This is a genomic window from Streptomyces sp. NPDC044033, from assembly GCF_056434425.1.
The window spans coordinates 133,544-146,616 of sequence record NZ_JBWKFF010000015.1 but is presented as its reverse complement, the minus strand read 5'-3'; the positions used below and the strand labels follow the sequence as shown (position 1 = coordinate 146,616).

9 protein-coding genes are annotated in these 13,073 nt (G+C 72.9%); 3 read left to right on the top strand and 6 right to left on the bottom strand.

Annotated features, from left to right (window positions below; translation table 11 throughout):
- Positions 1-4: 4 nt before the first annotated feature.
- Entirely contained in the window at positions 5-1,018 is a 1,014-nt protein-coding gene (locus AC07AB_RS25370; RefSeq protein WP_478570874.1) for a protein-L-isoaspartate O-methyltransferase family protein, read from the top strand.
- A 97-nt stretch (positions 1,019-1,115) separates the two neighbouring features.
- On the opposite strand, the gene AC07AB_RS25365 is transcribed toward AC07AB_RS25370, so the two are convergent.
- From AC07AB_RS25365 to AC07AB_RS25355, 3 genes are all read right to left on the bottom strand, one after another.
- Positions 1,116-2,321: a vWA domain-containing protein gene (locus AC07AB_RS25365; RefSeq protein WP_478571090.1), complete on the bottom strand. Its 1,206-nt coding sequence runs from the start codon at positions 2,319-2,321 to the stop codon at positions 1,116-1,118.
- A 131-nt stretch (positions 2,322-2,452) separates the two neighbouring features.
- Positions 2,453-3,646 (bottom strand): AAA family ATPase, encoded by a 1,194-nt coding sequence (locus AC07AB_RS25360; RefSeq protein ID WP_478571088.1) that lies wholly within the window; start codon positions 3,644-3,646, stop codon positions 2,453-2,455.
- A gap of 381 nt (positions 3,647-4,027) precedes the next feature.
- Positions 4,028-5,572, bottom strand: a complete 1,545-nt coding sequence (locus tag AC07AB_RS25355; RefSeq protein WP_478570871.1) for a hypothetical protein — start codon at positions 5,570-5,572, stop codon at positions 4,028-4,030.
- A gap of 488 nt (positions 5,573-6,060) precedes the next feature.
- On the opposite strand from AC07AB_RS25355, the gene AC07AB_RS25350 reads away from it, so the two are divergent.
- A complete protein-coding gene (locus AC07AB_RS25350) occupies positions 6,061-8,250 on the top strand; it encodes a restriction endonuclease (RefSeq protein ID WP_478570868.1) in 2,190 nt (729 codons plus the stop codon).
- 42 nt (positions 8,251-8,292) lie between these two features.
- Here the strand turns inward: AC07AB_RS25350 and AC07AB_RS25345 are convergent, their stop codons facing one another.
- The gene (locus AC07AB_RS25345) at positions 8,293-8,895 is read right to left on the bottom strand and encodes a GNAT family N-acetyltransferase (RefSeq protein ID WP_478570866.1); all 603 of its coding nucleotides are present in this window, start codon (positions 8,893-8,895) and stop codon (positions 8,293-8,295) included.
- Positions 8,896-9,020: 125 nt separating this feature from the next.
- Complete coding sequence (locus AC07AB_RS25340; RefSeq protein WP_478570864.1) at positions 9,021-9,401, bottom strand: hypothetical protein; 381 nt, start codon at positions 9,399-9,401, stop codon at positions 9,021-9,023.
- A 161-nt stretch (positions 9,402-9,562) separates the two neighbouring features.
- Between AC07AB_RS25340 and recQ the strand changes: the two genes are divergently transcribed.
- Entirely contained in the window at positions 9,563-11,812 is a 2,250-nt protein-coding gene (gene recQ, locus AC07AB_RS25335; protein WP_478570861.1) for a DNA helicase RecQ, read from the top strand.
- Between the two features lie 70 nt (positions 11,813-11,882).
- Here the strand turns inward: recQ and AC07AB_RS25330 are convergent, their stop codons facing one another.
- On the bottom strand, positions 11,883-13,022 hold the full coding sequence (locus tag AC07AB_RS25330) for a methyltransferase (RefSeq protein ID WP_478570859.1): 1,140 nt from the start codon (positions 13,020-13,022) through the stop codon (positions 11,883-11,885).
- Positions 13,023-13,073: the final 51 nt, after the last annotated feature.

The following is a 13,073-nucleotide window of genomic DNA, read 5'->3' as shown; positions in this document are numbered from 1 at the left end:
CGCGATGCCCGACACCAGCCAGTCCGCCCTGGACCACGCCATCGCCGCCGTGCCGACCGAGCGGTTCCACGGCGTTGGCGGACGCGCCGTACGTCCCTGCACCCCCGCCGACGTCACCCACCGCCACCTGCGCATGCTCGACGTCCACCCCGGTGCGGACGTCTTGGACATCGGCATCGGCTCGGGCCTCTCCGCAGCACTCCTCGCCCATGTCTCAGGACCGGAAGGGGAGGTCACGGCGATCGACATCGACCCCGCCCTGGCCACACGAGCCGAAAGGCTCTACACCGAACACGGACACCGCGTCACCGTCATCACCGGCGACGGCCTGCTCGGCCACCCGCCCGCCGCTCCGTACGACCGCATCCTCGTAGGCGCCACCCCACCGGCCATCCCCGACGCCTGGCTCCGGCAACTCAAGCCCGGCGGCACCCTGCTGTGCGGAGCCCGCCTCGCCGACCTCCCCGGCGCCTACGGCATCGCCCGCATCACAGTGGACGCACAACACCGGCCCCAAGCCGTTGAAGTCCACCACGGCGGTTACACCCCCATGGTCGGGCCGGCTGCGGCTACGAACGTCACCCGCGCCGTGGACCCGCACCACCCCGAACACTCACTCACCGTCGCCGGCGAGCTGCACCCGAGGGCCGTCGCGGACTTCCTCACCGCCCTGACCAGAGATCCGCACGTCGAAGCCACGCCGGCGCCTGGCACCGACTACTTCCACCTGAAGAACTGGATCCTCGCCACGGCGCCGGTCGGTCTTCTCGAAGCAACCACCAAGCACGGCACCGGAGTGGGCCTCGGCGTCACCAGCCACAGTGGACGGGTCCACGCTGCGCTCCTGACCGACGCCTGCCTCATCTCCGACCAGGCGCAGTCCCCTGCGTTGGAAACCCTCCGCCAGGTCATCAGCCAGTGGCACCAGGCGGGCGCCCCACCCACCGAGGAACTCTCTGGTCAACTGCTCCCCGCAGGAACGAACTGGAATATCCGCCTCGTCAGGGACGGCGGCTGAACGACTGCGGACTACGCGACCGGCAGCCCACCCCCACCAGCCTGTCGAAACCCGGAGGAGCCCCGAACAGCAGCGGAACCGCGACCCCCGCGCCCCCTCAGGTGATGGTGACGACGCGCGCCCAGGGCGGCGGGGTGCCCGGGGTGTAGTCGGGGTTCTCTTCCGGCGCGGCGCGGGCGGGGCGGGGGAAGAGGCCGACGACGGTGCGGCAGGGCGGTTGCGCGGAGGGCCACGGGGTCTGGCCGTCCGTCAGGGCGACGATCACGTCCGGGCGGAGCCGGGAGCGGAGAGCTCGGGCGAAGCCGGAGCGCAGATCCGTGCCCCCGCCGCCGATCAGCTCGATGTTCTCGGCGCGGCAGAGCGGGACGGCGACCCCGGCCGCGGCGTCGCAGGAGATCACCGAGACCAGGTCGCGCCGCCCGCCCACCGCCCGTGAGATCGCCGCCACCTCCAGCAGGGCGCAGCCCAGCTCGGCGTCGCTCACCGACCCGGAGGTGTCGATCACGACGCAGACCCGGGGCGGCGTACGGCGCAGGCTCGGCAGCAGCACTCCGGGGACACTGGCCGAACGCCGGGACGGACGGCCGTAGCTATGGTTCTCGCCCGCCCCCGGCGCACCCGCCGCGGAGCGGATCGCCGCCCCCAGCAGCCGCCGCCACGGCTGCGGCGGGTGGAACGCCTCGTCGGCCCACCGGCGCCATCCCTCCGGGGCGTCGCCCGGCCGGCCCCTGATCCCCTCGGCGACGCGGAAGCGGACCGCGTCCCGCTGCTGCTTGCTGAGCCCGTGTGCCCCGTCGGGCCCCAGCTCCCACGGCCGGTCCTGTCCGTCGGCGCCGCTGCCGCAGTCCAGCCAGGCCAGCTCAGCGGTGTGCCCTGACATCGACGCCGTCCGCAGGTACTCCTCCATCAGCAGCCCGTCGGCCAGCCGCAGCAGTGACGGGAGCACGGCCCCTGCGGGCAGGGGCAGACCGTCACCGTAGATGTCGTCGTTGATCTCGAAGTCGGCGGCGATGTTCCGCCGCAGCCGCGCGCCCTGCCCGTGGTCCTCGTGTTCCCGCGCGTACCGCTCACCTCGCCCGTGGTGGTCCCGGAGCAGGTGGGAGACCTCGTGCACCCAGACGCCCGCCAGCTCCTCCACCGGGGTACGCGCCACGAAGCCGGGGGAGGCGTAGCAGCGCCAGTGCGCGTCCACCGCCATCGTCGGTACCGACCGGTCCTCCACGACGTGCAGCGCGAAGAGCGCACTCGCCAGGTAGGGGCGGACCTTCACCGCGTGCAACCGCGCGGCCAGCAGTTTCTCCATGTCCAACGGGAGCCCGGGCGGACCGTACGGGCCGGAGCCGGCCGGCGGCGACGACGGATCGGCGGTCCGTACCGGGCGCGGCGGCGCGGGCCGGGCCATCGGGCGCGGCAGCGGGTGCTTCGCGGCCGCTGTCATCGGCGCTCCCCTGGCGCATGCCCGGCGCCGGCCGCCGCCGCGCGCTCCACCGACCGGTCCGCCCGCCGGGCGAGGCCGATCACCCCGGCCAGCCGCTCCACCGACTCCGGCACGTCCCAGTCGTCGCGCCGCAACGCGGCAAGCGCCGTCGCCGGGGCGACCAGCAGGTCCGGTGCGCCGGTCTCCAGCGCCCGGACCAGTACGGCCCAGCCCGCATCCCACCGCGCCCGCTCCGGCCGCGCCCCAACAGCGGCCACTACCGCCTCCAGCGCGGCCTGACGCAGATCGCCCCGTACCGGCAGTTCGGCGGAGGCCGGATCGGCGAGCAGCGACTCCGGGTCCGGCAGGTCCATCCGGTCCAGGTAGGCGAGGAGTTCGTGCCCCGGCCCGTCCCCCACCGTGCCCCGCACCAGCAGTGCCAGCACCTCCCGGGAGACGGCGGCCGCCGTGCCGAAGGCCAGCAGGGCCAACGCGGCCTCCCAGCTCCGGGGCGAGGGCCAGGCGCCGCCACGCCGTGTCTCGGTGCTCGGCAGCCGGTGGATCAGCGTCGGCCGGGCTTCCAGGAACCCGCAGACCGCGCGCCGGGCGAAAGCAACCGCCTCCGGCAACCGCTCCGGCACCAGCCGGGGCACCTCCGCCCGGGGCCAGACCCCGCCCAGCCCGCGCACCACCACCTCCCGGTCGTGCACCCAGTACAGGTGCACGAACCGGTTGGCCAGCGGCGGGCTCAGCTCCCACCCGTCCGCCGCCGACGCGCTCGGGTTGGCCGCGGCCACGATCCGTACGTCCGGGGGCAGTTGCAGCGCACCGACCCTCCGCTCCAGGACGACCCGGAGCAGCGCGGCCTGAACGGCCGGGGTGGCGGTGGAGAGTTCGTCCAGGAAGAGCAGCCCCCGTCCGGCGCGCACCAGTTCCACGGCCCACTCCGGCGGCGCCATCGGCACCCCCTGCACCGCCGGGTCGTCACCGACGATGGGCAGCCCCGAGAAGTCGGTCGGCTCGTGCACGCTGGCGATCACGGTCGTCAGCGGCAAGTCGAGGGACGCGGCGAGCCGCGTCAGGGCCGCGGTCTTGCCGATGCCCGGCTCGCCCCACAGCAGTACGGGCAGGTCGGCCGCGACGGCCAGGGTGAGGGCTTCGAGCTGCTCGTCGGGGCGCGGCTCGGTGGTGGTCGTGCGCAGGAGGGCCAGGAGGTCGTCCGCTACGGCGAGTTGGGCCCCGTTTCCGGGCGCGTCGGCAAGGACGGAGGCAGGCGCACCGGCGGTCTGGGCGAAGGCGGGCGCACCGACGGGCTGGACCGAGGCAGGCGCACCGGCGGCCTGGGCGGAGGCGGGCGCACCGACGGGCTGGACCGAGGCAGGCGCACCGGCGGCCTGGGCGGAGGCGGGCGCACCAGCCGTCTGGGCCGAGGCAGGCGCACCAGCCGTCTGGGCCGAGGCAGGCAAGAGGGTACGGGAGGTCATGGGCATCACCTTGAGTGGAATAGGGGAACGGGACGGACCGTCCCGGATGTCATGGGTGCGCAGCGGCGTACGCACAGTGCGAGCGCGAGGCTCAGGTAATGCAGCCGGTCAGCTGGTAATCGGGCTCAGGCCGGTACGGGGCCGGGCCCGGCTGCCCTGCTTGAGGCGCATCGAGGGAGGCGTACGGCGGTCGAGTCGGGGGCGGTGGCCCGCCTCCGCGTGCCTCACGCCCGAGGTGTTTCCGCCCGCTGCCGAACCGGCAGCGGGGTGCGCGGCGACCAGCCCCGCGCGGAACAGCCCGTGGTCGATACGGCGGGTCGCAGCCGACTCCAGCTCCTCCCGCAGCGGCCCGTCGCGCAGGACCGCACCGGGACCAAGCAGCCCCTCGACCACGGCCAGCGCCCCAGTGACGTCACCATGGCCCAGCCGCTCCCGGACCGCCGGCAGCGCCTCCGGGTCACGGTGCACCTCGTCGATGGCGCGCAGGCAGGGCAGCGCGCGCCCGCCGAGCGCCACCAGCAGCCCCTCCCGGCGCAGTTGTGCCGGGTCGTGGTCGACCGCCGTGAGCGTCCCGTCCCGCAGCGCTATCCGGTGGACCTCGCCCCGGCACTCCACTCGGTGCGGATCACCGGACTGGAGGGCAGGGCCGGTCCCCGGCACCCGGCCAAAGGACGCGAGTGCCGCGCCGACGAGCAGATGCAGCCGGTCGGCCGCGACCAGCCCGGCCCGCAGCAGCTCCACATCCGGAAGGACCCGGGCCGCCGCCTCCGGCAGCACCGGAAGCGCCGCGACCTCCTGTGGCGGCAGCGTTTCCCGCAGCGGCCGGATCGTCGGAGCATGGCTTTCGTCGGGGGCGACGAGTTCGAGCACGGCGCGGCTGCGCGTACCGAGCCGAACGACGAAGGCCCCGCGACAACGCCCCTCGGCCCGCAACAGCAACTCCGCCTCGGCAGCCCAATTCCCCGACGCCCACGCGCCGTCGTGGACGGCGGGCCGATCCGGCGCGTCCAGCCGATCCGGCGATTCCGGCGCGTCCGGCCGAACGGGTGCGTGAGGCCGGTCGGGCGGCACCAGGGGTGGCACCTCGCCCGCCCCGCACCGCCACGCCAGTTCGCCGCTCCGCTCGGAGTCCCAGAGATGCCGGTGCAGGTCGAGCCGGAATCGCCGGTTGGGATGCGGATGCGGATGCGGATGTGGTGGATGTGGATGCGGTAGGCGCCCCGGGCCGTTCCCGGGCCCCTCCCACAGGGACAAGGACATCCGCTGTCCGGCGTCCGCCCAGAGCGGCGGTGTCCGCACCACCAGTTGAAGCGGCGTCTCGCCCGAACTCCGGTAACGCACAAGGGAGATGGTGAGGCCGGGGCGGAGCCGCCCGTCGGGGGCGATCCGGGGCATGTGCCAGCGGAGCAGGTCAGGAGCCAGGCGGCGCAGATCCGCGCGGAGGCGGGTGACGAAATCGGTGCCGTGGCGGTCACGCACGGCGTGCAGATCGAGATCGATGTCGACCCGGGCGGCGGCGCACGCCCCGGCCCAGTCGCCGACCGCACGCCGTGCGGTCGCGGTCTCGATCATGGACAGTGGAATGGCGTACTCGCGTACGCGCTGCCACATCAACAGGTGGGACGGAATCCGATTCGCGAAGTGATGTGACATCAGCACTCACCTTGCGCGAATGATTCCCCCGATCCATACGAGGAGTAGTTCTTCATCCCCGGCATCATAAGCAGCACGATGAGGATTTGTCAGTTCCCGTCGACTGCTCATCGGCCGCCCCTCGACCGCTCCTCGGCTGCCCCTCTGCTGCCCCGAAACCGCTCCGCGACCGGGCCGTCCGTAACGCGGGCCGGTTGCGCGGTGTTCGGTCTGTGCCGTTGCCGACCGCGAGGCTTCGCGCATGCACGACCCGTTCACCGCGGACGAAGCGGAGCCAGCGGAAGAAGCGGAGAACGGCAACTTCGTACAGCGGAAGTCGGTTCCGTACGCGCGAACGTCGACGCGGTTCCGCGCCTGATCTCGAACCGGCGGACCCGGCGTCGGCAAGCGGCGCGCAGCGGTGTGGTTCTGTGCGTCACCGCTGGTTGTGGCATAGGGACTGGCAGGCGGAGACTGGGGGTCTAGGTCCAGGGGAAGGCCTGTAGAGCATGAGTCGACGGTCCAGCGGGTTGGTCGGTATATGGGCTGAGGCGCAGCGTCAGCAGCAGCGCCGGGTCGAGGCGCAAGCCCGGTTCGAGCGGGATCGGGAGCGGCGGCAGCGCGCCCAGCAGCGGGATGTGGCGCGCGGGTACCGTGAGCAGCGGGTGGCTTATCGGCAGCAGCGTGAGGCGGATGCCTGGCGGCGGACCGAGGAGTTGGAGGCTCGGGTCGCGGTGTTGCGGGGGCTGCTGGCCGCGGGGTGTCTGGCGCCGGCGTTCAGCGCCCGTTTTCTGACCCGGACCGAGCGAGTCGAGGACTTCTCCCCCGGGTCGCTCGCTCACCCCGTTCCGATGCCGGATCGCGATCAGTACCCGTCGGCCGGTGGCTGGACGTCTTCCCGGCGCGCTCAGGCCCAGGCGGAGGCGCAGGCCCGGTACGAGCGTGATCTGCGGGCCGCGCAGGACGCGGAAGCCCAGCGGCAGCGGCAGTTGGCCGCCTACCGGCTCCAGTACGACCTGCGGGCGCGCGCCCAGTCGGAGGAGGTCCGTCGGCACAACGCCGACATCGCCGAGATGACGGCGGCCCTTCGCAACGGCGATTCCGAGGCCGCGGTGGAGTACTTCTCCGCCGCCCTGTACGCGTCGACGGGGTGGCCGGAGGATTTGCCGCGTCAGGTGACCGCGGCGTACGACTCCAATGCCCGGCAATTGGTGCTGAATTGGGAACTGCCCAAACTCGACGTCGTCCCGGCGGCGAAGTCGGTGCGCTACATGATCAATGCCGATCAGGACAAGGAAGTCGCTCGGTCCGCGACCCAGCGGCGTGCGCTGTACCGGGACGTTCTCGCGCAATGTCTGCTGCTGGTTCTGCACGATCTTTTCGCGGCGGATGAGGCGGATGGCCTCGGCGCCCTGGAATCGATCGCCTTGAATGGGTTCGTGGACGACCATGACCCGGCGACCGGCCGGCAGGCGCGGATCTTCCTCGCGACGGTCATGGTCACGCGTTCGGCCTTCGCCGAGCTGCGGCTGGAACAGGTGCAGGCCGTCGATTGCCTGGTGGACGGCCTCCGGGGCCAGCTCTCGGCCCGCCCCGACCAGGGGGCGGCGGTGCGGCCCGGCCGGGTGCCCGAGGATTTCGCCGACGGCTTCGTCACCCACGGCGGGGACGAGGAACCGGATCTGTTCGAGATGGACCCCATCGCCTTCGAGTCCCTCGTCGCGGATCTGTTCCGGGCCATGGGAATGCGGGCCGTGATGACCCAGCGTTCCAATGACGGCGGCGTGGATGTCGACGCGCTGGACCCGGCCCCGATTCGCGGCGGGAAAATCGTCGTCCAAGTCAAGCGCTACCGCAATACCGTGCCCCCGACCGCCGTCCGGGATCTGTACGGCACCGTCCAGGACGCCGGCGCCAACAAGGGTGTGCTGGTCACGACTTCCGGGTTCGGGCCCGGCTCGCACACCTTCGCCAACGGAAAGCCCCTGGAATTGGTGTCGGGCCCCGAATTGGTCGATCTGCTGCACCGCCACGGGCTGCGCGGACGGCTGGGCGGCGACGTACGCGCGGTGCCCGCCCAGCGGCCGGTGCCTGATACCGAGAACGGACGGGGCGAGAACGAACGAGGCGAGAACGGGCCGGACGAAAGCGGACGGGACGAGAACGAGCCGGATGAGAACGGGCCGGACGGGAACGAGCACAACATCCTGGGCATGTACTGGTCGGGCGGCGTCGCCCTGGACGTGTGCGCGCTCGTCTGCCACGGCGGCCGCGTTCTGGACGACGACCACTTCGTCTTCTTCAACAACCCCCGCACACCCGACGGCACGGTCCACGCGCTCACCCCCGTCGCACCGGACAGGGCCGCCATCCGCGTCTCCTTCGACGCCCTGCCCGAGCGGGCCGACCGCCTCGTCATCGTCGCCGCGGTCGACCCCGTGGCCAACCCCGCGGCCGGCCTGTCCGGCTTCACCGCGGCCGGCATCCGGCTGCTGGACTCCGCCGGAGCCCCGCTGGACCAGCTGGAGGTCTCCGACGGCCGTCCCGGCGAGACCGCACTCGTACTGGGCTCCTTCCGCCGCCGCGCCGGCGGCGACTGGAGCTTCGTCATCGGCGGTAAGGGGTACGAGGGCGGCCTGGAGCAACTGGTCCAGGAGTACGGCATCGAGGTGGCCCAGGACGAGCCCGCACGACCGTAACGGCGCCGCCCGTCCCTACGCCGACCGTCGTCCCTATCCCCCCTATCCCCGCGCCTCCCACCGCATGCACCACGTCCGCGGGCCCCCATCAGGCAGCCGCACATCCGCCGTGACCGCAAAGCCGAGCCGTTCGTAGAACTTCACGTTCCGCTCGCTCGACGTCTCCAGGAAGGCGGGGTGACCGGCCTCCCCGGCGGCTTCCAGGCCGGGCCGGAGCACCGCGCTGCCCAGCCCCCGGCCCTGTGTCTGCGGGTCCACCCCCACCGTGGCGAGGAACCACGCCGGCTCGCTGGGGCGGTACGGATCCAGCGCGTGCTCGACCGCCTCGAACGCCGCCGCGCGGTCCCCCGCCAGTTCGCCTATCAGCGGGCCGACCTCCGCGAATCCCGGGCTCGGGTCCTGGTCCGGAGTGGTCCACACGGCCACGGCGCGGCCCTCGTCGGCTACCCAGACCCGGCCGTACGCCATCCCGACGCGGGTCAGGAAGAGCTCCTGGAAGCGCCCCACCCGGCCCTCGTGGTCGTCGGCCGCGACCACGTGGCGGGTAAAGGGGTAGTCGGCGAAGGCGCGGGTCAGCGTCCGTACGGCGGCGGGCACATCCTCGTCCGTCGCCGGGCGTACGCGCACGTCATCGATGGGGGGCATGGGCAGGCCATCCGTTCTGTTCTTCTCGGCTCGGCTCGACTCGGTCGGTCGGGGCCGGTCACGTCGGTACGGTCCGGGCCGGTCACATCAGCCCGGCCGGTATCCACCCGGCCACCTGACAACGATCAAGACCACCGCCTCGTGCCCGCCGCCGCCTCAGGCCCCTTCGGCTCAGTGCCCGAATCCGTTGCCGAATCGGTTGCCGAGTCCGTTCCCTCGTCACCGCCCCGCCCGGCCGACGGAGCCCCCGCGCCGCCCCCCGCCCGTACCGCCTCCACCGCCGCCTGGTGCAGCGCGCGGCTGGACTCCTCATCGGGTACGGCCACCGGGCCGCCGGCCATGGTGTACCAGTCCAGCGCCATGCTGTGCTGCACGGCCAGGTACGCCAGGCCGTCCCGCCAGGTCGTGTGCACCGTGATGTCCCCGGTCAGCGTGCCCGCCTCGTCCGTCGAGACGCCGCCGGGGCCCGCGATGACGTTCGTCGTGGTCCACGTCGTCCAGTCCATCGCACATACCTTTCAGACATAACACCGCATAGCTGCACTAGCAGCGCTTATCACTCTATTTTCCAGCATTCGAGCGTAAAGCGCTGGTGGCGACGGACGATCCTGCCCCGGCACCCCGTTCGGCCACCTGAGTGTCAGCGGTCTCTCCTACGATGGCCTGTATGACCGCCCTGGAAATCGGCACCGAAGCCCCCGACGCGCCCGAGAACAGCGATGCCCTGCGGGTGCTGCACCGCGTCTTCGGCTATGACTCGTTCCGGGGCAGTCAGCAAGAGATCATCGAGCATGTGGCCGGCGGCGGTGACGCGCTCGTGCTCATGCCGACCGGCGGCGGAAAGTCGCTCTGCTACCAGATCCCCGCGCTCGTGCGGAAGGGCGTCGGCATCGTCGTGTCGCCGCTCATCGCGCTCATGCAGGACCAGGTCGACGCGTTGCGCGCGCTCGGCGTACGGGCCGGGTTCCTGAACTCCACGCAGGACCTCGACGAGCGGCGGCTCGTGGAGGCCGAGTTCCTCGCCGGTGAGATCGACCTGCTCTACCTCGCCCCCGAGCGGCTGCGCGTCGAGTCGACGCTCCGGCTCCTCGAACGGGGCACGATCTCGCTCTTCGCCATCGACGAGGCGCACTGCGTCGCCCAGTGGGGCCACGACTTCCGGCCCGACTACCTCGCCCTGTCCGCGCTGCACGAGCGCTGGCCCGAGGTGCCGCGCATCGCGCTGACCGCCACCGCCACCGAGGCGACCCACCAGGAAATCGCCTCCCGGCTGAAGCTGGACGACGCCCGCCACTTCGTGGCCAGCTTCGACCGGCCCAACATCCAGTACCGCGTCGCCCCGAAGAACGCCCCCAAGCGCCAGCTGCTCGACCTCCTGCGCACCGAGCACCCCGGCGACGCGGGCATCGTCTACTGCCTGTCGCGGTCCTCGGTGGAGAAGACCGCCGCCTTCCTCGCCGAGGAGGGCATCCTGGCCCTGCCGTACCACGCGGGGCTCGACTCCCGCGTCCGCGCCGAGAACCAGGCCCGCTTCCTGCGCGAGGACGGCGTGGTCATGGTCGCCACGATCGCCTTCGGCATGGGCATCGACAAGCCGGACGTACGGTTCGTCGCCCACCTCGACCTGCCCAAATCCGTCGAGGGCTACTACCAGGAGACCGGCCGCGCCGGGCGCGACGGCATGCCCTCCACCGCCTGGCTCGCCTACGGGCTCCAGGACGTCGTGCAGCAGCGCCGGATGATCGACACCTCCGAGGGCGACCAGGCCCACCGGCGCCGGCTCGGCACCCACCTCGACGCCATGCTCGCGCTCTGCGAGACGGTCGAGTGCCGCCGCGTCCAGCTGCTGGCCTATTTCGGGCAGCAGAGCACCGCGTGCGGCAACTGCGACACCTGCCTGTCCCCGCCCGAGTCCTGGGACGGCACGGTGCCCGCCCAGAAGGTGCTCTCCACGGTGGTCCGGCTGGACCGCGAGCGCCGCCAGAAGTTCGGGGCGGGCCACATCGTGGACATCCTGACCGGCAAGAAGACCGCCAAGATCATCCAGCACGACCACGACGCGCTGTCGGTCTTCGGCATCGGCTCGGAGCTCGGCGGGCCCGAGTGGCACAGCGTGGTCCGCCAGGTGCTGGCGCAGGGGCTGCTCACCGTCGAGGGCGACTACGGCACCCTCGTGCTCACCGCCGCCAGCGCCGAGGTCCTCGGGGGCCGGCGTCAGGTGATGCTGCGGCGCGAGCCCAAACCCGCGGCGCGTCCCGGCAAGGCCGCGAAGGGCTCGGGGTCCGCCAAGCGCGCCGCCCCCGTCGACCTGCCGGAGGCCGCCGTACCGGTCTTCGAGGCGCTACGGGCCTGGCGCGGCGCCACCGCGAAGGAGCAGGGCGTCCCCGCGTACGTGATCTTCCACGACGCCACGCTCCGCGAGATCGCGACCGCCACCCCGACATCGCTGGCCGATCTCGGCTCGGTGAACGGCGTCGGCGAGAACAAGCTCGCCAAGTACGGGCAGCAGATCTTGGACCTGCTCACCGGGTCGGAAGGGGCGGAAGGGGTAGACGGAGCGGCGGGGGCGCCAGGGACGGCTGACACGTCCGGCGCCACTGCGGCTGCGGATGCGGCTGCCGCCCCCGGCTCGGCGTCTTCGACCGGCTCGGCGTCTTCGACCGGCTCGGCGTCTTCGACCGGATCGGCGTCTTCGACCGGATCGGCCAGCGATGTCGGGGTGGCGGCTTCGGCCGGTCCTCGGTCCGGCACGCCCGCCCGGCCGCGTACCGCTTCCAGCCGGCCTGCCCGATCCGCGCCGCCCGCCTCGCCCAGCCAGCCCGTACCGTCCCCCAGGACCGCCCAGTCCGCCGAGCCGGGCTGGCCCACCGACGCCGACGAACCGGACTTCGACGAGCCCGACGACCCGGGTTTCTGAGCCTTCCGCGGCGGCTCACGGCCACAGAAATCTGCCCCCAGAAGTCCCTGGGGGCAGGCTCCCGCCGGTCTCAGGCGGCCTTCGCCGCCAGCCGCCACAGGGACGTGACCTCCGCCGCGCGCGCCGCGTGCAGTGGGTCGTCGGGGTCGGCCGCGCGGCTGTGGCGGGGGGCGACCCCCGTGCGGTCGACCACGCGCAGGCCCGCCCCCTCGATGGCGGTCAGCAGCTCCTCACGCGTCCGCAGCCCGAGGTGTTCGGCCAGGTCGGACAGGATCAGCCAGCCCTCACCGCCCGGCGCGAGATGGGCGGCGAGGCCGTCGAGGAAGCCCCGGAGCATACGGCTGTCGGGGTCGTACACCGCGTGCTCCACGGGCGAGGTGGGGCGGGCCGGAACCCAGGGCGGGTTGCAGACGATCAGCTGGGCCGGGCCCGGCGGGAACAAGTCGGCGCGTACCACCTCGACGCGGTCCGCCACGCGCAGCCGCTCGATGTTCTCGCGCGCGCACGCCAGCGCTCGCGGGTCGAGGTCGGTCGCCACCACCCGCCGCACGCCCCGGCGGGCCAGCAGCGCGGAGAGCACGCCCGTACCGGTGCCGATGTCGTACGCGAGGGTGGTGCCCGCGGGCAGCGCGGCCTCGGCCACCAGATCGATGTACTCGCCCCTGACCGGCGAGAACACCCCGTAGTGCGGATGGATGCGGTCGCCGCCCAGCGCCTGTACGGGCACGCCGCCGCGCCGCCATTCGTACGCGCCGATCAGCCCCAGCACCTCCCGCAGCGAGGCCACGCTGGGGCCGTCGGGCGGACCGTACGCCTGCGCGCACGCCTCCCGTACGTCCGGAGCGCGCCGGAGCGCGATGGTGTGGTCGGCGTCGATCGGCACGAGCAGCATGGACAGGACGCGGGCGCGCCGGTTCTGCGCCTGGCGGTGCCGGTGGAACGTCTCGGCCGGCGAGGCGGCGGGCGGGCGCGCCGAACGACTGCGGCGCGGGCCGCGGTCGACGCGCCGCGCCATCGCGCCCAGCAGTTGCCGGGCCCCCTGGAAGTCGCCGTTCCACAGCAGGGCGGTGCCTTCGCAGGCGAGCCGGTAAGCCTCGTCGGCCGTCATACGGTCGTCCGCGAGCCGTACCCGGGCGGGCGGCTCCGCGGCGCTCTCGGAGCGCCAGCGGGCCGAGAGCGGCGTCTGGTCCTGGTCGGTCCAGCGAATCATCTGGTGCGTACTCAGCGGAGGGCCTCTCGTGGGTGCGCCGCACTCCCAGGG